Below are 26534 nucleotides of genomic sequence, written 5' to 3'. Positions count from 1 at the left end.
CGATCCCCCGGCGAAGACGCTCGGGTATACTTCGCCATCCTTTACAAAAGCACTGGAACCGACCCTCGATGCCGAAACCTGCCGTTGCGCTCGACTTATTATTGCTGCCGACCTGGCTGGTACCCGTCGAACCCGCTGGCGTGGTCCTCAAAGAACATGGCTTGGGCATCCGCGACGGTCGCATCGTGTTTATCGGCCCGCGTGCCGAAGCGCTGAAGTGTAACGCCACGCAAGTGCGCGAGTTGCCGGACGTGCTGCTCGCCCCGGGCCTGATCAACGCTCACGGCCACGCCGCGATGACGCTGTTCCGTGGCCTGGCCGACGATCTGCCGTTGATGACCTGGCTGGAAAACCACATCTGGCCAGCGGAAGCCAAGTGGGTCGATGAAGCGTTCGTCCGCGATGGCACCGACCTGGCAATCGCCGAGCAGATCAAGGGCGGCATCACCTGCTTCTCAGACATGTATTTCTTCCCGAAGGTTGCCAGCGAGCGCGTGCACAACAGCGGCATTCGCGCGCAAATCGCCATTCCGATCCTCGATTTTCCGATCCCCGGCGCGGCTTCGGCGGATGAAGCCATTCGTCAGGGCGTCGAGTTGTTCGGCGACCTCAAGCACCACGAGCGCATCAAAATCACTTTCGGCCCTCACGCGCCGTACACCGTGGGCGATGAAAACCTCGAGAAAATCCGTGTGATCGCCGAAGAGCTGGACGCGGCGATTCACATGCACGTCCACGAAACCGCTTTCGAAGTGCAGCAAGCGGTGGAACAGCGCGGTGAGCGTCCGCTGGCCCGGCTGGGTCGCCTGGGCCTGCTCGGGCCGCGCTTTCAGGCGGTTCACATGACCCAGATCAGCGATGAAGACCTGGCCCTGCTGGTAGAAAGCAACACCAATGTGATTCATTGCCCGGAGTCGAACCTGAAACTCGCCAGCGGCTTCTGCCCGGTTGAGCGTCTGTGGCAGGCCGGCGTCAACGTTGCCATCGGCACCGACGGCGCGGCCAGCAACAATGACCTCGACCTGCTGGGCGAAACCCGCACCGCCGCGTTGCTGGCCAAAGCGGTCGCCGGTTCAGCCACCGCGCTCGACGCCCATCGCGCGTTGCGCATGGCGACGCTCAACGGCGCCCGCGCCCTCGGGATCGAGGCTGACGTTGGTTCGCTGGAAATCGGCAAGGCTGCGGACATTGTTGCGTTCGACCTGTCGGGCCTGGCGCAGCAACCGATCTACGACCCGGTTTCGCAGCTTATATACGCCACCGGCCGCGACTGCGTGAAACACCTGTGGGTTGCCGGCAAGCAATTGCTCGACGACAAACGCCTGACGCGCCTGGATGAAGCACAACTCTGCGCCACGGCCAAGGCCTGGGGCCAACGCATCAGCGGCCACACCGAATCGTAAGCACCTCGGTCAAACACCGGGGGCAAACAGGATTTTTCAAGTTTTAGAGGATTTAAACCATGAGCAACGTCGACCACGCCGAAATCGCCAAATTCGAAGCCCTGGCCCATCGCTGGTGGGACCGCGAAAGCGAGTTCAAACCGCTGCACGACATCAACCCGCTGCGGGTCAACTGGATTGACGAACGGGTCAATCTGGCCGGCAAGAAAGTCCTCGACGTCGGTTGCGGCGGCGGCATCCTCAGCGAAGCCATGGCTCAGCGCGGCGCCACGGTCATGGGCATCGACATGGGCGAAGCGCCGCTGGCCGTTGCGCAATTGCATCAACTGGAATCCGGCGTGACCGTCGAATACCGCCAGATCACCGCCGAAGCACTGGCCGAAGAAATGCCCGAGCAGTTCGACGTGGTCACTTGTCTGGAAATGCTCGAGCACGTGCCGGACCCGTCCTCGGTAATCCGCGCCTGCTTCAAGATGGTCAAACCGGGCGGCCAGGTGTTCTTCTCCACGATCAACCGCAACCCGAAGGCCTACCTGTTCGCGATTATCGGCGCCGAATACATCATGAAGTTGTTGCCGCGCGGCACCCACGACTTCAAGAAATTCATCCGCCCTTCCGAGCTTGGTGCCTGGAGCCGCATGGCCGGCCTGACCGTCAAGGACATCATCGGCCTGACGTACAACCCGCTGACCAAACACTACAAACTGGCGCCGGACGTCGACGTCAATTACATGATCCAGACCCTGCGCGAGGAGTAAGCCGATGCGAATCAGAGCAGTCCTTTTCGACATGGACGGCACCCTGCTCGACACCGCGCCGGACTTCATTGCCATCTGCCAGGCAATGCGCGCTGATCGTGGTTTGCCGCCGATGAACGACAAACACATTCGCGACGAGATCTCCGGCGGCGCGAAAGCCATGGTCGCGGTGACGTTTTCGATGGACCCGGAATCGCCGGGTTTCGAGGAATTGCGCCTGGAGTTCCTCGAGCGCTACCTCGTCGGTTGCGCGGTGCATAGCAAGCTGTTCGATGGCATGGGCGAATTGTTGGCCGACATCGAGAAAGCCAATCTGATCTGGGGCGTAGTCACCAACAAGCCGTTGCGTTTTGCCGAACCGATCATGCAGCAACTGGGCTTGGCCGAGCGCTCGGCAGTGCTGATCTGCCCGGACCATGTGAAGAACAGCAAGCCGGATCCGGAGCCGTTGATTCTCGCGTGCAAGATGCTCGACCTCGATCCGGCGAGTGTGTTGTTTGTCGGCGATGACTTGCGTGATATCGAGTCGGGCCGCGATGCCGGGACCAAGACCGCGGCGGTGACATTTGGCTACATCCACCCGGACGATAACCCGCGGCACTGGGGCGCGGACGTGGTGGTCGATCATCCGCTGGAGCTGCGCAAGGTGTTGGACAGCGCGTTGTGCAGCTGTTAAGTCGCTTTCTGATTTGTTGAGGTTTTTTCATGTTTGATTATTCCGCTCGCCCCGAATTGCTCAAGGGCCGGGTCATTCTGGTGACTGGCGCTGGCCGTGGCATCGGCGCCGCTGCGGCGAAGGCCTATGCCGCCCACGGCGCGACCGTGTTGTTGCTGGGCAAGACCGAAGCCAACCTGACTCAGGTCTACGACGAAATCGAAGCGGCTGGCCATGCGCAACCGGCGGTTATCCCGTTCAACCTCGAAACTGCCCTGCCGCATCAATACGATGAGCTGGCAGCGATGATCGAAACCGAGTTCGGCCACCTCGATGGCCTGCTGCACAACGCGTCGATCATTGGTCCGCGCACGCCGATCGAGCAGTTGTCCGGCGAAAACTTCATGCGCGTGATGCACGTCAACGTCAACGCGATGTTCATGCTCACCAGCACTCTGCTGCCGTTGCTCAAATTGTCCCAGGACGCTTCGGTGGTGTTCACCTCCAGCAGCGTCGGGCGCAAGGGCCGCGCGTATTGGGGCGCTTACGGCGTGTCGAAATTCGCCACCGAAGGGCTGATGCAAACGCTCGCCGATGAAGTCGATACCGTCGCCCCCGTGCGCTCCAACAGCATCAACCCCGGTGCCACCCGCACCAGCATGCGCGCCCAGGCTTATCCGGGGGAAAATCCGCTGAACAACCCGACGCCCGAGGAGATCATGCCGGTCTACCTGTACCTGATGGGTCCGGACAGCACGGGCATCAATGGCCAGGCGTTCAACGCGCAATAACCCTCGATTGCCCCCGATATACCGTCAGTAACTCCCGCACGTCGCTTTGTGCCGCGGCATTTATCCGTCGCGGCACACGACAATCGTCGTAACTTTCGCATTTCCAAGTCAAACAACTGCCGCAATTTCTCCCGCCCATTTTAGCTAGACGCCGTAATTCCATGATTTTTAACGGCTTTTATTCGAGTGAACTGAATGGCACGACTTTCGCTCTAATTTGTTCAGACAGACGTGTGAAAGCAGTTGGAATTGGCGCAGAAATCGATAGGTTCCTTATCGTCGATAAAGCGGACTAGACTCGTACCAAATGTCCTACGGGACTGACGGACCAGTATGACGCGCAGCCCAAAGCCGCTCTCACCCAGCCTGTAAGACAGCCTTACTGCTTAGGGGCTCACGCCATATGAAATCTCCATCCCAGACCAACGCAATTGACTTCGATCGTGCGAAATTGCAACGCCTGGGCTTCGGTCAACAGCCTGCGCTTCTGGAACGGCCGGTCAGCCTTGCGCAATTGCGCCAGCAACTGGGTTTGCAATTGCAGACCAGCCTTGAGCCACAACGCATTCTGGGCCTGTTCTTTCGCGAAATTCAGCGCCTCGTGCCGCTGGATGCTTTGAGTTACCGCCACCAGACCAGCGATTTGCGCCTGGAATTCGGTCAGCGCGGTCACCATACCGTCAGCTATAACCTCAGCCACGAAGGCGAGCATTTGGGTGAACTGGTGTTCCGCCGCAATCAGCGTTTCAGCGAGCAGGAACAAGGTCATCTGGAATCGTTGCTGTCGGCGCTGCTGTTCCCGATGCGCAACGCCCTGCTCTACCGCGCGGCGACCCAGAGCGCTCTGCGCGATCCGCTGACCGGCACCGGCAACCGCGTCGCCATGGACCAGACGCTGCAACGCGAAATTGAAATGGCCCGCCGGCATATGCAGCCGTTGTCGTTGCTGATGCTCGATATCGACCACTTCAAACGCGTCAACGACAGCCACGGCCACAGCGCTGGTGATGAAGTGCTCAAAGCCGTCGCAGCCTCGATCAAAAGCCAGTTGCGCAATGTCGACATGGTGTTCCGTTTTGGCGGTGAGGAGTTTTTGATACTGCTGTCCAACACGCCCCGTGAGGCAGCAGCGATGGTCGGCGAGCGCTTGCGCTTTGCCGCGCAGGCTCAGGAATATCTCGCCGATGGGCAGATGATCGACCTGACCGTCAGCCTCGGTTGCTCGACGTTGCTGCCCGGCGAATCCGCCGAAAGCTTGCTGCGTCGCGCAGACAGCGCGCTGTACGTGGCCAAGCGCGAGGGGCGTAATCGCCTGGCGATGGCGGGCTGAGTCTTCGGCAGCCGCACACATCAATGTGGGAGCGAGCCTGCTCGCGATGAACGATAACTCGGTATGCCGCTTACACCGAGTTGTCTGCATCGCGAGCAAGCTCGCTCCCACAGTTGCTTGCGGTGACGCTAAGCTCAGCCTTCGACCAGCGCCATTCGCTCACGGCTTACCGACGAACGTTCGGCATGTTCCAGCTGCATGCAGCGTTCAAGGAACAGGAACATGTAGTCGTAGCTCTTGCACACCGCTTGGCGCAATTCCACTTGCAGTGACTTGCTCGGGTTCATCCCGGCCAGGGTGCAGATGATTTCCAGCGCTTCCCACGGGTGGGCATCGTCGTACTGAGCGTGCATCTTCAGCCATTTCATCGCGCGCTTGCGATCCTCTTCCGGGAACGCCGCTGCATAGACGCCACTGGAACAAACCACTGCCGACCACTCGCCGGTCGCGCCTTCAATCGCGTAGTTGGTCGCGGCAATCGCCACGATCAGCGAATCCGACGAACTGGTGTGCCAACACCAATGGCTCAACGCGTGCAGTTCCGGGGCAACTTGCTGTGCCTGCAAATCTTCCAGGCTGATCCCGTGAGCACGGCTCCAGTGCACCCAGTAATCGGCGTGGTTGAGTTCGACGCGAATGTTGCGCATCAGCCAGCGCCGCGCCATGTCTTCGCCGGGATGGCGGGCAAAGCGGGTCTTGGTGAGGTTTTGTGCCATATACAACGCGAACTGCTCGACAACTGGCCAGCCACCGATGAGGTACTGACGCATGGTCCTGGCGCTGAGTTTGTTGTCTCGCATGCGCTGATACAGTTCGTGTTCGACTACCCGGCGCTTGCTCTCGCTGCAATCCTCGATGAGTTGCTGTGCCCAGGCTGGGTAACTCGCAGCTTCCATGAGTGGTCCGGTTCGGTTGAATGTATCGATCACTGTTCGGCTCCTTTTGATTGTGATTGTCAGATCAACGAGAGATGTTCAACGGAACGTGCCAGGCGCCTTGAACAACAGCGGTTGCGGTCTGGCCGGACGACTTAGCAAACTGTCGCAGGTAAACAATTGCGGGCGTTCGATTACATACCCTTGAGCGTAATCAACACCAATCTCGAGCAGTGCCTGCTCGATCTGCGGTGTCTCGACAAACTCGGCGATAGTGCGCTTACCCATGACATGGCCGATATGGTTAATCACTTCGACCATTGCCCGGTTAATCGGGTCGTCCAACATGTCCTTAACGAAACTCCCGTCGATCTTCAGGAAGTCTACAGGTAAATGTTTCAAGTAAGCGAATGAAGACACTCCGGCGCAAAAGTCATCCAGTGAAAAGTGGCAGCCTAAACCTTTGAGTTCATTAATAAATCTGATCGCACTCGCCAAATTCGCAATAGCGCTGGTTTCGGTAATTTCAAAACAAATCATTTCAGGAGGAATAGCGTAAGTAACAAACTGTTCACGCAGGAAGTGCAAAAACGCCTCATCTCCGATAGTAATGCCTGACAGATTAATCGCACACATGGCTAACGGCGCCTTATGTTGTTGCGCTATACATTGCGCGATGATCTTGAATACATTCTCGACAACCCAACGATCCAGCGATGTCATCAAACCATAACGTTCAGCGGCCGGAATGAAACTGTCGGGAAGTATCATGCGCCCGGCTTCGTCATGCAGGCGCAAGAGTATTTCTATATGTCCGCCAGCCTTCTCGGTATGCCCCAACGGGGCAATTTCCTGGGCGTATAAACAGAAGCGGTTCTCTTCCAGCGCCATGTGCAAGCGCTGCACCCAAGCCATTTCGCCGAAGCGCATCGACAGTTCCGAATCATCGGCATGGTAGACCTGAACCCGGTTGCGGCCCTTTTCCTTGGCCATGTAACAGGCCATATCGGCGGCGCGCAGCGAGGCTTCGAGGGTGGTCGGGGTTTGCGCCACATGCACCAGGCCGATGCTTACTGTGGTCAGGAATGGCCGGCCCTTCCACACAAAATGCAGGTTTTGCACGGTCTGGCGCAGCACTTCGGCGATTTTCTCCGCGGCTTCCGGCGCGCAGTTTTCCAGCAAAATGCCGAACTCGTCGCCGCCCAGCCGCGCCAGGGTGTCACCTTCGCGCAGATCCGATTGCAACAATACGCAGATATGCCGCAGCAGCTCGTCTCCCGCCGCATGGCCGCTGGTGTCGTTGACCAGCTTGAACTGATCGAGGTCGAGGAACATCAGCGAATGGCGCCCGGTCTGGCGCGTCAGATTGTGCAGCGCCTGCTCCAGGCGATACTCGAACTCGCGACGATTGGCCAGCCCGGTCAAAGCGTCGTGGGTCGCTTGCCACGACAGATTGGCGATGTATTGCCGCTCCTGCGTCATGTCGTGCAGCACCAGGACCGTGCCGCTGACCTTGCCGGCGTTGCTGATCGGCGCGCCCACCAAGGTCACCGAAACGGTGCTGCCGTCGAGGCGCTGGAGCAGTTTCGAGTGCTCGCTGCCGCCGCTGAGCTGGCCGCTCAAAATTCTTTCGATCAACGTGAAGCCGTCAGTCTGCGCATTCTCGTCGAGCAGATTGAACAGCGCCGCCAATGGCAGACCGGTCGCTTGTTCGGCTTTCCAGTGCGTCAGCGCCTCGGCGGCCGGGTTCATGTAGGCAATCGCGCCGTCGACGTCGGTGGTAATCACGCCGTCGCCGATGGACTGCAGGGTGATTTGCGCGCGTTCTTTTTCCAGTTGCAGCGCGTCGGCGAAAGCGTGGCGCTGCTTGAGCAACTTGTGGGTGCGCAGCAACGCCAGCACGATCAGCCCCAGCGCTGTGGCCAGGTTGGTCACCAGCAGCAAGCGCAGAATCAACCGCGACCCTTCGCCCAGCGCATCGCTGAAAGCCCGGGCGGCCGGGGTGACGGCGTCATTGATGGCGAAAATCTGCGCTTTCCAGCGCTGGATATCGGCGGCGCTGGCCTGGTCATTCAGTACGCGTTGGTGCATTTGCTGCGCGACGTTGTCCAGCTGCACCAGATAGGCATCGCCGACCTTCCAGCGGTCGATGGCTTTTTCCAGGTAACTGAAATGCCGAAAGTTGAGGTACAGCCAGATCACGCTGGCGACGTCGTCAGGATGATTGCCGCCCTTGAGAATGCCGACCCGCGCGGCGTCGAGGTCCGGCGGTTGTTTATCGAGCGCCAGGCGCAGCTCATGCCCACCTTGAGGCACGGTCAGCGCATTCTGGTATTTGAGGTAGATCGCCTCGTCGCGGCTGTCGGCGTAGAGGTTGAGGTAATAGATCGCGTCTTTCTGGCCCTTGGACCACAGGCTTTCACCGGCGACATAGCCGCGAACGGCCGACAGCACATAAAGGCTGACGCCACCCAGCAACGCCTGAAACAGCACAACGGCAATAAACGGCCAGACGATGCCCAACAATCGCGGCGTTCCGAGAGTCCGGTTTGGCTTCATGAGGTCCCTTGCATAGGTACTGCCTGATCATCATCCAGATCCGACCACTGTCGCAAGACTAGGAGGCGTTCGCACTCCTCGCAAGGAAGCCGCTGCTCACGATGTGGTCAGTTCCCCATAAATGACGTTTGTTGAGCGTAGATGGGGCAAAACTTGGTCAACAGCGCTGCGCAGAAATTCCAACTCGATAACGTCTGCCGCGATAACTATGTACCGCCAGCGCCGTCCTCCGATCGTTTGTAATTGCACCTAATCCCGCCGCCGCCCCTCTGACCAACGATCAAGACAAGGACGCTCATGCAAACCATCACTCCCAGTGGCCTGTTCCCGCCCACTTTTCCCACCGAGGCGCAACTGCATACCGGCCAGCTGCACGACTACCAACTGATACTGTCCGCGATGAACGAGCCGCCCAGCGTTGTGCACCTCGCCAATCCGCTGATGATCGGGGCCTTTTCACCGCTGCGCCGGGTCAGCGAGGACGGGCTTAATGCGCTGTGGAACCTGCTGCGCGACAGACCCTACATCGACATGTGCAGCCGACGGCAGATCAAACAGGGTGACCTGAGCGTTACGCTGGAGAACGGCAAATACGTGTACCGAGGCTGGATGGAGGATGGCAGCAAAGTCACTTTGCCATTGACCGAGCAAGCCAGTTGGCAAGTGCTGAAACCTCGAATCGAACGCGCGGCTTCTTTATTGGGCGGGCAGATCAATTCCAATCAAATGGTCAGCCTGGAAAGGATGTGCAGGTTTTACGGCCTGGCACCTTGGACGCCCAGACACCCGCAACAGCACCCCGCCGCGATCCAGCATGTGCAGGAAAAAATCGCCAGCCATCATCTGCGACTCGAAGACGACTTCAATATCCTCGCGCTCAGACGCCGGCCCACTGATAAGGATCGCAGCGCATTTCGCGCGAGCCGGCGAGAATCTGCCGAGCCGACCAAAGTCGATATACAACAGGTGCACACCGAGATTGTCCGCAAGGAAATAATCGAAACCGTGACAGCGTTTATCCCGCCAAGCCATACCTCGCCCCTGACCTGGCTGGCCAATGAAGTACTTGGTGACGCAACGTTGGAGCAAGTTCGGGCCACGCCTACTGTTTACTTGCAAAAGATTTTGCACAACGCCGAAGCGCAACGATTGAGCACACTGCTGTTACTAACCATGGGATGGTACGGGGCCGCTCCCGGTGAAGAGACTTCGCCAATGGTTCGCACACAACTGGTCGCCCAGGCCTTGCAACTATGGCTCAGTGAACCGAGTGATGAAAACTCCTCGGCGATTGCCGGTTATGCCTGGCAGGCGCAGACAAACTGGGGGAAAAGTTATCAGACTATTCGTCACGAATTTGAACAACACCTTATAACCACGCACCGTGCAGCCTGCGAGAAAGAGGCTGTTGTGATTGCGCGATTATTCCTGCGGCAATGGCCTGCCGAGTTTCGTGTGCGGGATATTCCCGATGATATTTCCTACAGAAGTTCGATCGTCTGGGTCAACTTTGTGACGGGGGTGAACTTGATCAAGTTCATTGATCACCGATTGCTCGAGAGTCTGACGTTCCAGCAACTGGTCAACCTGCCGATTGCGCTGGCAGAAAGTACCACCGAAGACCGAACGGCTGACATTGCCCTGGCCAAACTTCAACCAACACTGGACTGGGCAGAAACCTATGCGGTGATTGCCGCCAAACCTCGCGAACAATACACACATAACGATGTTGAAACAGCGCTGGCCCAGTTAGACAAATACACGGATGAAATCGACAAAGCCGTCAAGCAGTTGAACGAAGCACCCGTGCAGCGTCTGAACATTGCACAAAGAGAAATGGAAAAGATCTTCGGCAAAGTGGCGTTCCTCGCGGACGGTCGAAAGCTCGCGAGGAGGATCGGCCGTCACCTTCCTCGTGTGCTGGATGCGCCTTATCTCGAAGGCAAGGATTACGACGTGTATTCCTTCCTCGATGTGTTGGCGTCCGGTTTGTTTGATCGCCACGACACCTGGTTCGTCACCGAGGGCGATGGCGTGACCGTGGGCAAGCAATGGATTCGGATTGACGAACAACGCACGATCAAAACCGAAGCCGCTTGGCCGGCGCCCGGAAAATCCTTCGCAGGCCGTCCACTGGTCATCTCGCCCCGGGCCAGAATGCCGGATGTGAAGGCGCTGTTCGAGACCGAGTTCGCCGATTATTTGCAGCGCACCACTGGCGCCTACCAAACCCTTATCACCAGCCTGATTGCATCCTTGCCCAATGCGGATCGCCTGGCGCTGCAACTGGGCGAAGTCCGGATCTACAGCCTCAGAAAGCAAACCAGCGGGGTCGAGGTCCAGCATGAAACGGCGGAAAAGATTTTGCCGCTGCGGGCTCGCTACGGGCTGATCCTCGAGGCTGACTACGCGAGCCGGATCACTCACTACGAATTGTTGCCCAAGGCTGGCGTGATTCGGTGCCTCGGCCAATTGACACCTGAATGGTTGACTGACGGATTGACAACCGAGCGTTGGTCGCTGAGAAAGTCGCTGAATGTTTCCGTTGAAGTTCGCCGTCACACCGACCTGCCTTTCGACTGGCAGGCGCATGCCACCGGAACTGTTCCCACGCCCAACGCGCGTTGCCAGGCAATCATTGAACCGTTAGGCGAAACGCTCGCCGCCGCCACGGCCACCGAAATAAACCCGCTGCGCGTCGCACAGACACTGACCTCGCCGCGCATCGTCGATATCAGTCATGCCATCGCCTCCCAACTGTTATTCATCGACCCGAAAACCCTGCGCGACGCCGCTTACGGACAGACCGAGCCCGAACGCAAGGCCGACTGGTACAAAAAAGCAATCGAACTGGCGAAATCCCTGGTGCCTTTCTGGGGCAGCCTCGACGACCTGGCCTCAAACGACAAGACGCGCTGGATCCAGGGCGCTTTCGGCCTGTTCGCCGACACACTCTCGTTCGTATTGCCGGTCGGCAAATACGCATCCGGTTCGGTGCGCCTGATTACCCGCACCGGCCAGCAGGCACTCCGGGCGCCATTGCCCTCGTTCAAGTTGCTGACGATGGAACTGATGATTTCGCTGGCGGACAATTTCAATCCGCTGGACGGCCCGGTTTCATTGCTGGCCGGTCTGGGCCATGTCTTGAACAAAGCCAGCCGGGCCGGGCGACGCACATTCTTGCAGTTGCTGGGGCGCGCAGGTCGCTACGACCTGGTCCGCAGCCATCCGCAAATTACCGACGTTGGCCATTGGAAACCGCGGGCCGAAGGCGATCAACTGGTGCGCGTGAAAGGCATCGACGACGTGCCTGCGCGCAATCTGGCGGTTTCTGGCAAATCCGACTACCGACTGGTCGATCCGCTGTCGTCAAAACCCTACGGGCCGACGTTAGCCACCAAATCCGGCGAGCTGTCGCCGGGGCGCTCGTATTACCGTGCGCTGCACATGACCGACAGCCACGCCGTGGTCGATGTACCGAGCAGCGTCCGTGTGCGCGAACTGCTTGAGGTCGATGGCAGGACCACGCTGCTGATCGACGAAGCGCCCTACCGTCTCGACGACGATAAGCTACATCGCGCCGACCTGATCGACGATCAAGGGCTAAAAAGACACCCCTGCCAGTTGCGTCGAGCCCCGGATTCAGGCGTCTGCGAGACCCGCTACGTCACGCGTGACCCGGCACCGACGCTGGCGGTTGGCGACTACGACGAAAGCAGAGCTTGGGCACTGTGGTTTGGCGACGTCATCTATACCCCGGCGACTGATCGCCCACCGATGCTGGCCTCGACTATCGCCCGGCACGCCACGCTCCAGGCCACGCTGGAGTTTCAGCAAGCGATGTTTGGCCGGGTGATGGTCAGTTTGCCGGTGCCGGGTCAGCCGCTGGTGGATAACCTGCGGGTCGGGGCGATTGTGGTCGAGGCCAGCGACGGCTCCAGGCACTACATTTTCACTCGCCTGAACGCTGGCGACTTTTATGTCGCCGAGCGCATCAAGGGGCAAATGCCCCATGAACTGTTGACGCTGAAGAAAGCCGAAACACTGTCCGCCGAGCTCCGCGATGAGCTGAAACAGGTCTACACCGGTTCGCTGAACGCCAACAACGTCGCGCGTATCCACGGCGTTGACGCGGTAGACCGGGCGCTGAAAACCATGGACGAGATTGCGATTCCCATCGGCGGGCATGCCAATCCACCCGACACCCTCAAATGGCTCTCGGTGCAGACCAGCCCGGGCGAAGCGGTGTTTTTCGACCATTCCACGCGCATGATCGTCAGCACCCTGCCGGAAGGCGCGACGTCGTGGTCACGCAGCAGAGAGGCGCCGGAGGTTTTCCGCCAGCGCACCGCCGAGATTTTCGACACGTTGTTTGTCAGGGAAACCATTCAGGTGAGGGCCAACAGCGACTTGAAAATCAACGCGGTCATGCAGGAGTTTCAGAAAACCCTTCCTTACAGACTACGTAGCGTGCGCGCCAGAAACATTGCTTATGCCGAAGTGGTAACGGCATCCGGCGCCCGCGAGGTGTACGTCAGCGTGTCCGGTGCGCAAGGGTTGACCGGTTATCTGCCGCTGTTCCGGCCGCCCTTTCATTCAGACCAGATGACCATTAACGGCACCACTTATTTCAACATTGATGCCGGCCAGACGTTGGTTCGCACCGCGTTGGATCTGACACCCGAAGGCAAGCTGCTGGCGGTGCCGCTGACAATCAAGAACATCGAGACGTATTACCCGCAGATGACCGCGCGCCCGACCTCGCTGGACAGCGAAGCCAAGTTGATCAGCGCGATTCGCGAAAAATACCCCGAGCGCGCCATGATCAAATCCGTGAGCATCGCCACCACCATGCCGCCGTGTGGCAGTTGTTCGGTGGTGATCAAGGAGTTTGGCTACGACGGCGGGCAGAATGCGTTGGAGGTGCTGTGGAAGTGATGCCGCGCAAGTGACGCCGTGGCATCGACCTACAGGCGCTGCAAATGCTCGTAAAGCTTGGCGTACAAACCACCGTCGGCGATCAATTGCTGGTGATCGCCGTCCTCGGCCACGCGCCCGCCGTCGAACACCAGCACCCGGTCCGCCTGCTTAACCGCTGACAAGCGATGGGCAATGATCAACGTGGTGCGGCCATGGAGAAAACGCGCCAACGCTTCATGCAGGTTGTACTCGGTGGCGGCGTCCAGCGCGGACGTGGCTTCGTCGAGAATCACCACTTTCGGCTGGGCCAACACCATCCGCGCAATCGCCAGCCGTTGGCGCTGACCACCGGACAGGCGCACCCCGGAACGGCCGACGACACTGTCCAGCCCATTTGGCAAGGCGCGCACGGTGGCGTCCAACTGGGCGATTTCCAGCGCTTGCCAGCAGGCTTCGTCGCTGCGTTCGCGGCCCATGGTCAGGTTGGCGCGCACGGTGTCGTTGAACAGCGCCGGATGCTGCAACACCACGGCGACGTTCTCGCGCACCGTGGCCAAACCGATTTCTTCCTGGGTCGAACCGCCGAAACGAATGCTCCCGGCCAGCGGCGTGTACAAGCCCAGGAGCAATTGCACCAAGGTACTTTTGCCGCCGCCACTGGCGCCGACAATTGCGACTTTTTCACCGGGCGCAATGCTCAGGTGCATCTGGTCCAGAACCAAATCGTCGCCATAGCTGAAACTCAAACCCTGAATGTCGATGCCGACGGTTTCGCGCCCCTGAAACGGGTCAATGCCGCCGGGGTATTGCGGCTCATCGGCACGCGCGAGCAGTTCGTTGATCCGCGACAGCGCGCCGCCAGCGGCATAAAAGGCGTATTGCAGATTCAGCAACTGCTCGACCGGGCCGATCATGAACCACAGATAGCTGAACACCGCGAGCATCTGGCCGATCGACAGGTCGGAAAACAGCACGGTGAGCATCGCTGCCGCGCGAAAGATATCGATGCCGAACTGGAACAGCAGGCCACTGGCGCGGTTCGACGCGTCGGTTTTCCACTGCGAAGTCACCGCGTAATCGCGCACTTCGCGGGCACGCTGGCCGAGGCGCCCGAGGAAAAACCCCTGACGGTTGCCGGCGCGCACTTCCTGAATCGAATCGAGGGTTTCGGTGAGTGCCTGGGTGAACCTTGATGTGCTGTCGTTCTCGAGTTTCTTCAGGTGTTTGACGCGTTTGCCCAACTGCACCGTGGCGTAGATCACCAACGGGTTGAACAGCATGATCAGCAGCGCCAGTTTCCAGTGCATCCACACCAGAATGCTCGCGGTGCCGACCAGCGTCAGCATCGCCACGAGGAAACGACTGAGGGTTTCGCCGACAAATTTGTCCAGCGTGTCGAGGTCGGTAACCAAGTGCGTAGTCACCGTGCCGCTGCCGAGGCTTTCGTATTCGCCGAGGGAAATTCGCTTGAGCCGCTCGATCAGGCGCACGCGGATGCGGTAGACGATGTCCTTGGCCAGCCCGGCAAACAGTTTTGCCTGCACCACGTTGAACAGCAACGCGCCGCAGCGCAGGACGAAGGTCACCAGCAACATCAAACCGATGTAACCGGCAGCCTTCTGCCAAGCGTCGGGCAAGGCGTGGTTCATGACTTTCAGCGCCGAATCACCGTGACCGAGCAGCACCTCGTCTACCAGCAACGGCAGTAGCAGCGGGATCGGCACGCTGCACAAAGTCGCCAGTACGGCGACACCGTTGGCGATCCACAAGGCTTTTTTGTGCTGCAAGGCCAGTCGGCGGATTTCCGCCCAGCTCAGTCGATCGACATGCTTGGGCGCCAGCGCATCATCGGGCAAGCCATTAGGCACATCAGGCACAGGCAGCGCGCTCCAGCCAGCGGCCGAGCAGCGGCGACAGTTCGCTCAAGGGTTGATAGCCGTTGGTCAGCAACGCCAGTTGGCCATCGCGCTCGGCGAGCAAGGTCGGGAAACCGGCGATGCCCAAGTCCTGCACCCAGGTGAAATCGGCGGCGGTGGCGGCGTGTTGGTCGGCGCGGTCGAACGCGGCGGCGAATTCGATGCGCGGTACGCCAGCCTGTTCGGCCAATTCCACCAGCACACTGGCGTGGGTGACGTCGCGACCTTCGGCATAAAAAGCGTGCTGGATCAGCCCCAGCAGTTTCCACGCGCAATCGGGCGCCAGACTGCGCGCAGTTACCACGGCGCGGCACGCCGGTTCGGTGTCGTAGACAAAACCGTCGGGCAATGCGCCCTCGCGTTTGAACGGCTGGCCTGTGGCCTCGGTGACCGCTTGCCAGTGCTCAAGAATGTAGCGCCGAGTGGTCGGCTCAAGCGCCGAGCCGCTGCCGGTGCGCAAACCGCCGACCACCAAGTGCAATTCCACCCCCGCTGCCTGCGCCTGTTCGACCAGCGCTTCGGCCACTGGCGCGAAGCCCCAGCACCATGAACACATCGGGTCCATCACGTAGAGCAGGCGGCGGGCAGACATGGATTCAAGCCTCGGAAGGGGTTTGCTTGTAGTTGTAACCGATCGGGTGCGGCAGGTTGCGTGCCTTGGCCAGCTCGATCTGCTTCTGCCGGTCGATGGCACTGCGACGGGTTTTCTCGCTCAGCTTATCCCAGCAATGCGGGCAACTGATGCCAGCCACGTAGTGCTCGGATGCGCGGTCTTCGGCGCTGATCGGCGTACGACAGGCATGACATTGATCGTAGTCGCCTTCGCTCAGGTCATGGCGCACGGTCACGCGGTTGTCGAACACAAAGCAGTCGCCCTGCCATTTGGTTTCTTCCTGCGGCACTTCTTCGAGGTACTTGAGGATGCCGCCCTTGAGGTGATAAACCTCGTCGAAACCCTGGCTGAGCATGTAGCTCGAAGCCTTTTCGCAACGAATGCCGCCGGTGCAGAACATCGCGACTTTCTTGTGCACGGCCGGGTCGAAGTGTTCTTTGATGTAGTCGGGGAATTCGCGAAAACTGGTGGTTTTCGGATCGATGGCGCCTTCGAAGGTGCCGATCGCCACTTCGTAGTCGTTGCGGGTGTCGATCAACAGGACTTCCGGATCGCTGATCAAGGCGTTCCAGTTTTCTGGATCGACATAGGTGCCAACGGTTTTGTTCGGGTCCACGCCATCGACGCCGAGGGTGACGATTTCTTTCTTCAGTTTGACTTTGGTGCGGTAGAACGGCTGGTCTTCGCAGTACGACTCTTTGTGGTCGATGTCGTCCATGCGTGGGTCGTTCTTGAGCCAGGCCATCAGCCCGTCAATGCCTTCGCGGCTGCCGGAAACGGTGCCGTTGATGCCTTCTTCGGCGATCAGCAAGGTGCCTTTGATGCCGTTGTCGACCATCGCTTGCAGCAATGGCTCGCGCATCTCGACGTAGTTTTCCAAAGTGACGAACTTATACAGTGCCGCCACGACAATCTGTTGTGTCATGGGTGATTCTCCAGGTGGCTACCCTCGTAAGGGGTGAACCGGATGCGAAAAAAAACGCGCCGGGTAAGCGGCGCGTTGCGGATTCTAGCAAAAATACTGTGGTTTCAGGACTGTGAATCGCTTTTTGTGGCGAGGGGGCTTGCCCCCGTCGGGTCGCGCAGCGGCCCTGAAAATACAGGATCACTGCGGTGTATCAGCCCAATCGCATGTGCCGGTTCGACGACTGCTTCGCAGCCGAACGGGGGCAAGCCCCCTCGCCACAGCAAGCCTCAGCCCATCACATCAGTATTTGCTGCCGCCGGCACAGGTCGGTGAGGCCGGGGCCGTTTCGATCTGTGCCCATTCTTCCGGCGTGTAGGTATGCAGCGCCAACGCATGAAATTCGCCCATCAGTTCGCCCAGCGTTCCATAGACTTTCTGGTGCCGCTTGACGCGATTGAGGCCTTCGAACTGCTGGCTGACGACCACCGCTTTGAAGTGCGTCTGCAACCCGCGACTGTGCATGTGGCTTTCATCGAGCACTTGCAGGTGCTCGGGCTGCAGCAGCCCGAGCGTCGATTCGATGCGTTGTTGCATGGTCATACCGAACTCCGCTTAAGGCTTTTTCTTGGCTGGAGCGGCGGCGCCTTTAGGCTCCAGCTCGGCAGTCATGTCGGCCAGCAGTTTGTTGACCACAGGGACCGCGCTTTCAAGCTTGGCCTGGGTCATCTGCGCCGATTGCTGAGTCAGCTGCGGCATTTTTTCGAGGACTTTCTTGCCCAGTGGCGACTGGTAGAAAGCAACCAGGTCCTTGAGCTCGGACTCGCTGAAGTTGGTGGTGTACAGCTTGACCATGTCCGGCTTCAGCTTGTTCCAGCCAATGGCTTGGTCCAGCGCGGCGTTGGCCTTGGCCTGATAGGTTTCCAGCAGGGCTTTTTTCGACGCCGGGGCTTTGGTCTGCTCAAAGCGCTGAGCGAACATTTGCTGCACTTGCATGTACACCGGAGTGCCCAATTTGTCAGCGTGCGCCAGGGTCAGGAAAGCTTCGGCACTGGCGTTGTGGCTGGCGGTATCGGCAAAAACCTGGCCGCTGGCGCAAACCAGTGCAACCGCGGTACAGATGGCACGAAGACGAGTCATCGAGTTTCCTTTTCTAGCAGGCGAGGTAAAACCCCAAGGGCGACCATTCTGCGCCTAAAAAACGCCATGGCTCAACCCCCAAGCCTTACAGGGCTTGATTTGTAAGGCCCAGCGGTCAGAAAACAGACTGATGGAACCACAAGCGCCGAACACGGCCTAAACTGCGCAATCAGACCTACAGGAGTGTGACCGATGAGCCGTATCGAAACCGACAGCCTTGGTGAAGTTGACGTCCCCGAGGAGGCCTACTGGGGCGCACAGACTCAACGTTCGCTGGTCAACTTCGCCATCGGTGAGGAACGCATGCCCCTGCCGGTGCTGCACGCTCTGGCCCTGATCAAGAAAGCCGCCGCGCGCGTCAACGATCGCAATGGCGACCTGCCCGCCGACATTGCCCGGCTGATCGAACAAGCCGCCGACGAAGTGCTCGACGGCAGCCACGACGACCAATTCCCGCTCGTGGTCTGGCAGACCGGCAGCGGCACGCAAAGCAACATGAACGTCAACGAAGTGATCGCCGGTCGTGCCAACGAACTGGCCGGCAACCCGCGTGGCGGCAAGTCGCCGGTGCACCCGAACGACCACGTCAACCGTTCGCAAAGCTCCAACGACTGTTTCCCGACCGCAATGCACATCGCCACCGTGCAAGCGGTGCAGCACAGCTTGCTGCCGGCGATCAGCGAGTTGTCCGGTGGCCTCGCCGAGCTGTCGGCGCGCCACATGAAACTGGTGAAGACCGGGCGCACGCACATGATGGACGCGACGCCGATCACCTTCGGCCAAGAGATCTCGGCATTTATTGCGCAACTGGATTACGCCGAACGGGCGATCCGCAGCGCGTTGCCGCAAGTCTGTGAATTGGCTCAGGGTGGCACCGCAGTCGGCACCGGGCTGAATTCGCCGCACGGTTTTGGCGAGGCTATTGCTGCCGAACTGGCCGCGTTGTCGGGCCTGCCATTCGTGACCGCGCCGAACAAGTTCGCCGCCCTCGCCGGCCACGAGCCGCTGACGACGTTGTCCGGCGCGCTGAAGACCCTCGCCGTGGCCCTGATGAAAATCGCCAACGACTTGCGTCTGCTCGGTTCCGGGCCGCGCGCCGGTTTTGCCGAGGTGAAACTGCCGGCGAATGAGCCGGGCAGTTCGATCATGCCCGGCAAGGTCAACCCGACGCAGTGCGAAGCGCTGTCGATGCTGGCGTGTCAGGTGCTGGGCAATGACGTGACAATCGGTTTTGCCGCGAGTCAGGGTCATCTGCAATTGAACGTGTTCAAACCGGTGATCATCCACAACCTGCTGCAGTCGATTCGGCTGCTGGCCGATGGTTGCAGCAACTTCCAGCAACATTGCATCGCCGGGCTGGAACCGGATGCCGGGAAAATGGCTGAGCACCTGGAGCAGGGTTTGATGCTGGTGACGGCGCTGAATCCGCACATTGGCTATGACAAGTCGGCGGAAATCGCCAAGAAGGCTTACAGCGAAGGTCTGACCTTGCGTGAAGCGGCGTTGCAGTTGGGTTATCTGACTGACGAGCAGTTTGATGCGTGGGTGCGGCCGGAGAATATGCTCGAAGCGGGCGCCAAGGGCTGAGATTTGCGGTGACTGTCACGCCATCGCGAGCAAGCTCGCTCCCACAGGTGACCGCGAACTCTCAGGAGAATGCGTCCAGATGTGGGAGCGAGCTTGCTCGCGATTGGCGACACTGAAAATCTTCAGCCGACCACAACTCGGGCTTTCCGAGCCTTGAGCCCCGCAATCAATGAAGGCCCCAGCGCGACCAGCGCCGAACCGAGTACCACCAACACTGCCCCGCCATATCCCAGGCCATTGATGGTCTCGGCATGCACGTATTCCGGCCAGGCCCACGCCGCGATGGCCACCGCGACAAACGTCACCAACGGCGTAATCGCCAACGTCGCACTGACCCGCGACGCCTCCCAATGCGCCAGCGCTTCGGCGAATGCGCCATAGGCGATCAAGGTGTTCATGCAGCACGCCAGCAGCAACCAACCCTGCAAAGGGCTCAGGCTCAGTGCTTCGAGCGGGTGCACCCACGGCGTCAGCAGCAGTGCGCAGAACAGGTAAATCACCATCATGACCTGTAACGAATTCCACACCGTCAGCAATTGTTTCTGCCCCAACGCGTAGAAGGTCCAAACCGTGGACGCGAGCAAAACCAGCAACACGCCAGCGGTGTAATCGGTCAGGGAGGTGAGCAATTCCGCGAGACGCTGATTGAAGAACAACCCGAAACCGATCAGCAGCACCAGCAGGCCGATCCCCTGCCCTACGCTGAAACGCTCCTTGAACACGAACAGGCTGGCGATCAGCAACATGATCGGGCCCATTTGCACCACCAGTTGCGCGGTGCCAGGGCTCAGCAGGTTGAGGCCCATCAGGTACAACACGTAATTGCCGACCAGCCCGAGCACCGCCATCAGCACCAGCCAGCCGCCCTTGGGGCCGAGCACTTTGCGGCTCGGCAAACGCCTGGTGGCGGCGAGGTACAGGAACAGGCAACCGCCAGAAACAGTTAAACGAAACCAGGTCACCGTCACCGGGTCCATCACTTGCAGCACTTGTTTGAGCTTGATCGGCAAAATGCCCCACAGCAGCGCTGTCAGTAACGCGAGGAACAATCCATAAACCCAGCGACCCGATGAAATGTGCATGCTGCCCCCGACGCCCATTGGCAAGAGTCGCCATTCTAGGCGCAGCCTCGGGCGCAACACAGGGACAGTTACGCGCTGACGCAAATGAAACTGTGCAGGTCGCAAGGTCAGATGCCGTCGATCAGGTCGGCGGGCGGCACAAAGCCTTCAGACCTAAGCTGATTGGATCCGCCCACAACACAAGCCCACAGGAGATGGCCATGTACGGCATGCGCGCCCAGGACAACGCCCCCGCCACGCACTTTCGCAGCGACCGTTTGTGTCGGGTGAACGGGGAGTTGTATTTCAGTACTCGGGAAAACACCCTTGAAGGGCCGTTCGAGAATGCTGAAGTGGCGGCGAAAGGGATTCAGGCTTATATCGAGCGGATGCAGCATCAGAGTCAAAACAGATAAACCTGTGGCGAGGGGGCTTGCCCCCGTTGGGGCGCGAAGCTCCCCCAAAAAAGAGAGACTGCTGCGCAGTCCAATGGGGGCAAGCCCCCTCGCCACAACGCGCAGTGCAAAACTCGCGGTTTAGCGCACCACCTCAAACAACCCCGTAGCTCCCATCCCGCCGCCCACGCACATGGTCACCACGCCATAACGCAGATTGCGCCGTTGCAGTTCACGCACCAAGTGCCCGACTTGCCGCGATCCGGTCATGCCGAACGGGTGCCCGATGGAAATCGAGCCACCGTTGACGTTGTATTTGGCGTTGTCGATTTCCAGGCGATTGCGGCTGTACAGGCACTGCGACGCAAACGCTTCGTTGAGTTCCCACAAGTCGATATCAGCCACCTGCAAGCCTTTGGCCTTCAGCAGTTTTGGCACTGAGAACACCGGGCCGATGCCCATCTCGTCCGGCGCGCAACCGGCGACGGTGAAACCGCGGAAGAACGCTTTCGGTTTCAAGCCCAATTCCAGGGCTTTCTCCAGGCTCATCACCAGCGTCATCGAGGCGCCGTCGGACAATTGCGACGAGTTGCCGGCCGTCACCGAACCGTCTTCGGCGAACACCGGTTTCAGGCCGGCGAGGCTTTGCAGCGTGGTGTCCGGACGGTTGCAATCGTCGCGATCAACGATGCCGTCGAGGATCTGCACCTGACCAGTCGCCTTGTCTTCGACCCGATACTTGACCGCCATCGGGGCGATTTCATCGTCAAACAAGCCGTCGGCCTGCGCCTGCGCGGTGCGTTGCTGGCTCTGCAGCGCATAAAGGTCTTGCTCTTCGCGGCTGACGTTGTAACGCCGGGCGACGATTTCGGCGGTCTGGCCCATCGGGAAATAAATGCCCGGCACCTGCTCTTTGAGCAACGGGTTGATCAGGTTGTCGGTGTTGACGCTTTTCATCGTCAGGCTGATCGACTCGACGCCGCCGGCAACGATGATGTCGCTGCAACCGGAGGCAATCTGGTTCGCGGCAATCGCGATGGCTTGCAGGCCCGAGGAGCAGAAACGGTTGAGGGTCATGCCGGCGGTGCCGATGCCCAGACGCGACAGCACCGCGACGTTACGGCCAATGTTGTAGCCCTGCGCGCCTTCGTTGGAGCCGGCGCCGACGATGCAATCCTCGACGCTCGCCGGGTCGATGTCGTTGCGCGTCAGCAGCGCATTGACGCAATGGGCCGCCATGTCGTCCGGACGGGTCTGGTTGAACTTGCCGCGAAAGGATTTGGCCAGGCCGGTCCGCACGCTGTCGACGATCACCACTTCACGCATGGCATACCTCATTGTGTTGAATTGTTGTTGTCGGTTGAAAGTGGACCGAGCATAAGTCCACCGCATGACCCACCGCGACAATCATTCACCCCGCGTATGCGCAACCATCGACCTACTTCTTGTGCTTCTTGCGCTTTTTATCAGCCTTGTCGAACGCGCCTTCCAGCGCCTGGTTGATCGTGCGCAACACTTTGACCCGCGCCCAGCGTTTGTCATTGGCTTCGATCAGGGTCCATGGCGAGACTTCGGTGCTGGTGCGATCGACCATGTCGCCGACAGCCGCGCGATAGGCGTCCCACTTGTCGCGGTTGCGCCAGTCGTCTTCGGTGATCTTGAAGCGCTTGAAGGGGATTTCTTCGCGAGCCTGGAAACGCTCAAGCTGGGTTTGCTTGTCGATGGCCAGCCAGAACTTGACCACGATCACGTTGGAATCGCCGATCTGCTCTTCAAAATCGTTGATTTCGCTGTAGGCGCGCAGCCAGTCCGCCGGCGGGCAGAAGCCTTCGACGCGCTCGACCAGCACCCGGCCGTACCAGGAACGGTCGAACACGGTGAATTTGCCCTTGGCCGGAATGTGTCGCCAGAAACGCCACAGATACGGTTGCGCGCGTTCTTCTTCAGTGGGCGCGGCAATCGGCACGATGCTGTATTGGCGCGGATCGAGCGCCGCCGCGACTCGCCGAATCGCCCCGCCCTTGCCCGCCGCGTCATTGCCTTCAAACACCGCGATCAGCGCGTGCTGGCGCATGCGCTTGTCGCGCATCAGCCCGGAGAAGCGCGCCTGTTCGGTAATCAGCTGTTCTTCGTAATCGTCCTTGTCCAGACGCAGGGTCATGTCGAGGCTGTCGAGCAGATTCAGTTGATCGACATGAATTGGCAACGGCGCCGCGTTGACCTTTTCCGGGTGAATCTTGGCCCGTTTGAGCGCGTTTTGCAGGCCTTCGAGCAGAATCTGCCCGACCACCAGGCTGCGGTAATTGGCATCAACCCCTTCGATCACATGCCACGGCGCATAGTCGCGACTGGTGCGGCGCAATACGCGCTCGCCATACTTGACGAATTTGTCGTACGTCTGCGACTGCTGCCAGTCCAGCGGGCTGATGCGCCAACTGTGCAGCGGGTCGTCGGCGAGGGCTTTGAGCCGCGCCTTCATTTGTTTTTTCGAGAGGTGGAACCAGAACTTGAAGATCAACGCGCCTTCGTCGCAGAGCATTTTCTCGAAACGCTCGGACTGGTTGATCGCCTGGTCGAGCACCGCGTTCTTGAACAAACCATGGACCCGGCCCTGAAGCATCTGGCTGTACCAGTTGCCGAAGAAAACCCCCATGCGGCCCTTGGCCGGCAGCATGCGCCAGTAACGCCAGGCCGGTGGCCGCGCCAGTTCTTCGTCGGTTTGCTGGTCGAATGTGCGGACCTCGATCAGGCGCGGGTCCATCCATTCGTTGAGTAATTTGACCGTTTCGCCCTTGCCTGCGCCCTCGATGCCATTGATCAGGATGATCACCGGGAAGCGTTGCTGCTGCAGCAGTTCGAACTGCGCCTCAAGCAAGGCTTCGCGCAGGGCCGGCAATTCGGCTTCGTAGGTTTCTTTGTCGATGGCGTGACCGATTTCGGCAGATTCGAACATGAGCGGCTCCGTTCCGGGAATGAGCAAGACTAGCGGATTGGGCTGATGATCAGCGGAGAAATTCCATGTGGTGTGCGCATTACTGCTGTGGTTTTGCCGGGATTGCAGGTTTGATCTTGTGGCTGCCGGGCTGCCGGGCTGTTGTTGTTGCCAGGTAGTTGTGGCTAACGGGCTGTTGTGGCGAGGGGGCTTGCCCCCGTTCGGCTGCGCAGCAGTCGTAAAAACGACGCACGCGGTTTATCTGGGAAAACAGGTTGTCTGGATTGGGGCCGCTGCGCGACCCAACGGGGGCAAGCCCCCTCGCCACAAAAGCTCGATTGCTACAAAAGCACCCTTGCCAGAGGAAGCTCCATTGCTACAAAAGCTCCATTGCCATAAAAGCTCCATTGCTACAAAAGCTCCATTGCCACAAAAGCTCCATTGCTACAAAAGCTCCATTGCTACAAAAGCACCTTGCCAGAGGAAGCTCCATTGCTACAAAAGCTCCACTGCCACAAAGCCACTGCCACAAAAGCTCCATTGCCACAAAAGCACCTTTGCCAGAGGAAGCTCTTTTGCCACAGCTCCCTTGCCGCAATGGTCTGGCGGCAGATTTTCCCTGAAGCAGTGTCTCCGGCACTTGCCATGGATCAAGCACAGCCGCGCTGATCGGCTAGAATGCCGGCCTTGTCGTTGCCGAGCCTGTCATGAATCCTCAATTGCCCAACGCCCAGCTCGACTGGGACGACCAGGGACGCCCGTATTCGCGGGTGTTCGATGATGTGTATTTTTCCGACCTGTCAGGTCTGGAAGAAACCCGCTATGTGTTCATCGAACAGAACCGTTTGCAGGAACGTTTCGCCGCGTTGCCCGCCGACGGGCGTCTGGTGATTGGCGAGACCGGCTTCGGCACCGGGCTGAATTTCCTGTGTGCCTGGCAGTTGTTTGACCAGCACGCGGTGGCTGGCGCACGGTTGCATTTTGTCAGCGTGGAAAAGTACCCGCTGACCGCTGCGGACCTGCAACGGGCACTGGCGTTATGGCCGCAACTGAAGCCGTTCGCCGATCAATTGTTGGCGCAATACGTGGCGATCCATCAAGGTTTTCAACGGCTGGTGCTGGACAACGGCCGCGTGACCCTGACGCTGTTGATCGGCGATGCGCTGGAGATGTTGCCGCAACTCGATGGGCAAGTTGACGCGTGGTTTCTCGACGGTTTTGCCCCGGCGAAAAATCCCGACATGTGGACCGCCGAGCTGTTTGCCGAACTGGCGCGCCTGGCCGCGCCCGATTCGACCATCAGTACCTTCACCAGCACCGGTTGGGTCCGACGCTTGCTCAACGCGGCCGGGTTCAAGATGAAGCGCACGCCGGGCATCGGCCATAAATGGGAAATCCTGCGTGGGGTGTTTCTCGGTTGGCCAGCCGAAGTCGCCTTACCGCTCGCGGCGAAACCGTGGTTCGCCCGCCCTCCTCTTCGCAACAGCGAGCGTCGCGCATTGGTGATCGGCGCCGGCCTGGCAGGTTGCGCGACGGCGGCCAGCCTTGCGGCACGGGGTTGGCAGGTAAGTTTGCTGGAGCGCCATGCTGCAATTGCGCAAGAAGCTTCAGGCAATCCGCAAGGCGTGCTGTACCTGAAACTGTCGGCGCACGGCACCGCATTATCGCAACTGATCGTCAGCGGTTTCGGCCATACCCGTCGGGTGCTTGAGCATTTGCATCGCGGTATCGATTGGGACGGTTGCGGGGTGTTGCAACTGGCGTTCAATGCCAAGGAAGCCGAGCGTCAGGCGCAACTGGCGGCGGCGTTTCCTGCCGATTTGCTGCACCTGCTCGATCAGCCGCAAGCCGCGGCACGGGCCGGAATTGCATTGGCCCACGGTGGCTTGTTCTATCCCGAAGGTGGCTGGGTGCATCCGCCGGCGCTGTGCCAGTGGCAAGCGGCGCAACCGAATGTCCACGTGCTGCCCCATAACGATGTGCTGGCCTTACGCAAAGTCGATGACCAGTGGCAGGCGTGGGACGGCGACACCTTGCTCGCCAGCGCACCGACCGTGGTGTTGGCCGGTGCCGCCGAAATCAAGCGATTCGAGCAAAGCGCCGACCTGCCGCTCAAACGCATTCGCGGGCAGATCACCCGGCTGGCCCAAACCGCCGAGAGCCAGAGCCTGGCCACGGTGGTCTGCGCCGAAGGTTACGTAGCGCCGGCGCGTCTTGGCGAACATACCCTCGGCGCCAGTTTCGATTTCACCAGCGATGATCTGACCCCGACCACCGCCGAACACCTCGGCAATCTGCAATTGCTCGAAGAAATCTCCAGCGATCTGGTCAGCCGACTGCACGCAGGCGAACTCAACGCCGAGCAACTGCAAGGTCGCGCGGCGTTTCGTTGCACCAGTCCCGACTACCTGCCGATTGTCGGACCATTGGCGGACGGTCAAGCGTTCAACCAGGCTTACGCCGCCTTGAGCAAAGACGCCCGGCAAGTGCCCGACGTCCCGTGCCCATGGCTCGACGGTTTGTACGTCAACAGCGGTCATGGCTCACGCGGTCTGATCACCGCGCCGCTGTCCGGCGAATTGCTCGCGGCGTGGCTGGACAACGAACCGTTGCCGCTGCCGCGCGCCGTCGCCGAAGCCTGTCACCCGAATCGTTTTGCCCTGCGCCGGTTGATTCGCGGGAGCTGATTGGCGGC

General features: G+C 59.8%; 19 protein-coding genes. 9 read left to right on the top strand and 10 right to left on the bottom strand.

Going from position 1 to position 26534, the window contains the following annotated elements; translation table 11 throughout:
• Positions 1-68: 68 nt before the first annotated feature.
• From BI292_RS16540 to BI292_RS16520, 5 genes are all read left to right on the top strand, one after another.
• Positions 69-1403: a TRZ/ATZ family hydrolase gene (locus BI292_RS16540; RefSeq protein WP_101208490.1), complete on the top strand. Its 1335-nt coding sequence runs from the start codon at positions 69-71 to the stop codon at positions 1401-1403.
• A 59-nt stretch (positions 1404-1462) separates the two neighbouring features.
• Entirely contained in the window at positions 1463-2161 is a 699-nt protein-coding gene (ubiG, locus tag BI292_RS16535) for a bifunctional 2-polyprenyl-6-hydroxyphenol methylase/3-demethylubiquinol 3-O-methyltransferase UbiG (RefSeq protein WP_092279395.1), read from the top strand.
• A 4-nt stretch (positions 2162-2165) separates the two neighbouring features.
• The gene (gene mupP / locus BI292_RS16530; protein ID WP_101208489.1) at positions 2166-2837 is read left to right on the top strand and encodes an N-acetylmuramic acid 6-phosphate phosphatase MupP; all 672 of its coding nucleotides are present in this window, start codon (positions 2166-2168) and stop codon (positions 2835-2837) included.
• A gap of 29 nt (positions 2838-2866) precedes the next feature.
• On the top strand, positions 2867-3607 hold the full coding sequence (locus BI292_RS16525) for a YciK family oxidoreductase (RefSeq protein ID WP_092279391.1): 741 nt from the start codon (positions 2867-2869) through the stop codon (positions 3605-3607).
• Positions 3608-4010: 403 nt separating this feature from the next.
• Positions 4011-4937 (top strand): GGDEF domain-containing protein, encoded by a 927-nt coding sequence (locus BI292_RS16520; RefSeq protein ID WP_092279389.1) that lies wholly within the window; start codon positions 4011-4013, stop codon positions 4935-4937.
• A gap of 134 nt (positions 4938-5071) precedes the next feature.
• Here BI292_RS16520 and BI292_RS16515 read toward each other — a convergent pair whose 3' ends face one another.
• Positions 5072-5833, bottom strand: coding sequence for a TenA family transcriptional regulator (locus BI292_RS16515; RefSeq protein ID WP_371918735.1), 762 nt, complete (start codon positions 5831-5833; stop codon positions 5072-5074).
• Between the two features lie 78 nt (positions 5834-5911).
• Positions 5912-8371, bottom strand: coding sequence for an EAL domain-containing protein (locus BI292_RS16510; protein WP_101208487.1), 2460 nt, complete (start codon positions 8369-8371; stop codon positions 5912-5914).
• A gap of 297 nt (positions 8372-8668) precedes the next feature.
• On the opposite strand from BI292_RS16510, the gene BI292_RS16505 reads away from it, so the two are divergent.
• Entirely contained in the window at positions 8669-13309 is a 4641-nt protein-coding gene (locus BI292_RS16505) for a hypothetical protein (RefSeq protein WP_101208486.1), read from the top strand.
• 29 nt (positions 13310-13338) lie between these two features.
• On the opposite strand, the gene BI292_RS16500 is transcribed toward BI292_RS16505, so the two are convergent.
• From BI292_RS16500 to BI292_RS16475, 5 genes are all read right to left on the bottom strand, one after another.
• Positions 13339-15132, bottom strand: a complete 1794-nt coding sequence (locus BI292_RS16500) for an ABC transporter ATP-binding protein (protein ID WP_178076590.1) — start codon at positions 15130-15132, stop codon at positions 13339-13341.
• A 28-nt stretch (positions 15133-15160) separates the two neighbouring features.
• Positions 15161-15763 carry a DsbA family protein gene (locus tag BI292_RS16495; protein ID WP_178076591.1) on the bottom strand — a complete coding sequence of 201 codons (603 nt, stop codon included), beginning with the start codon at positions 15761-15763 and terminating at the stop codon, positions 15161-15163.
• 40 nt (positions 15764-15803) lie between these two features.
• Positions 15804-16745, bottom strand: a complete 942-nt coding sequence (locus tag BI292_RS16490) for a rhodanese-related sulfurtransferase (protein ID WP_101208485.1) — start codon at positions 16743-16745, stop codon at positions 15804-15806.
• A gap of 282 nt (positions 16746-17027) precedes the next feature.
• Positions 17028-17327, bottom strand: a complete 300-nt coding sequence (locus BI292_RS16480) for a BolA family transcriptional regulator (RefSeq protein ID WP_101208484.1) — start codon at positions 17325-17327, stop codon at positions 17028-17030.
• A gap of 12 nt (positions 17328-17339) precedes the next feature.
• Entirely contained in the window at positions 17340-17864 is a 525-nt protein-coding gene (locus BI292_RS16475) for a DUF2059 domain-containing protein (protein WP_092279375.1), read from the bottom strand.
• A 192-nt stretch (positions 17865-18056) separates the two neighbouring features.
• On the opposite strand from BI292_RS16475, the gene BI292_RS16470 reads away from it, so the two are divergent.
• Entirely contained in the window at positions 18057-19451 is a 1395-nt protein-coding gene (locus tag BI292_RS16470) for a class II fumarate hydratase (RefSeq protein WP_101208483.1), read from the top strand.
• Positions 19452-19573: 122 nt separating this feature from the next.
• Here BI292_RS16470 and BI292_RS16465 read toward each other — a convergent pair whose 3' ends face one another.
• Positions 19574-20533, bottom strand: a complete 960-nt coding sequence (locus tag BI292_RS16465) for a DMT family transporter (protein WP_101208495.1) — start codon at positions 20531-20533, stop codon at positions 19574-19576.
• A 200-nt stretch (positions 20534-20733) separates the two neighbouring features.
• Here BI292_RS16465 and BI292_RS16460 point away from each other — a divergent pair, with 200 nt between their 5' ends.
• Positions 20734-20928 carry a DUF6316 family protein gene (locus BI292_RS16460; protein ID WP_101208482.1) on the top strand — a complete coding sequence of 65 codons (195 nt, stop codon included), beginning with the start codon at positions 20734-20736 and terminating at the stop codon, positions 20926-20928.
• A gap of 120 nt (positions 20929-21048) precedes the next feature.
• Here BI292_RS16460 and BI292_RS16455 read toward each other — a convergent pair whose 3' ends face one another.
• Positions 21049-22233 (bottom strand): thiolase family protein, encoded by a 1185-nt coding sequence (locus BI292_RS16455; RefSeq protein ID WP_101208481.1) that lies wholly within the window; start codon positions 22231-22233, stop codon positions 21049-21051.
• A gap of 112 nt (positions 22234-22345) precedes the next feature.
• Positions 22346-23860: a polyphosphate:AMP phosphotransferase gene (pap, locus tag BI292_RS16450; RefSeq protein WP_101208480.1), complete on the bottom strand. Its 1515-nt coding sequence runs from the start codon at positions 23858-23860 to the stop codon at positions 22346-22348.
• Between the two features lie 686 nt (positions 23861-24546).
• Between pap and mnmC the strand changes: the two genes are divergently transcribed.
• Positions 24547-26526, top strand: coding sequence for a bifunctional tRNA (5-methylaminomethyl-2-thiouridine)(34)-methyltransferase MnmD/FAD-dependent 5-carboxymethylaminomethyl-2-thiouridine(34) oxidoreductase MnmC (gene mnmC, locus BI292_RS16440; RefSeq protein ID WP_101208478.1), 1980 nt, complete (start codon positions 24547-24549; stop codon positions 26524-26526).
• Positions 26527-26534 lie beyond the last annotated feature (8 nt).

Origin of the sequence: Pseudomonas sp. 43NM1 (assembly GCF_002836905.1) — a bacterium.
Lineage (GTDB): Bacteria > Pseudomonadota > Gammaproteobacteria > Pseudomonadales > Pseudomonadaceae > Aquipseudomonas > Aquipseudomonas prosekii.
Note: the sequence above shows the minus strand (reverse complement) of the source record. Positions and strands in the feature narration are given on the sequence as shown.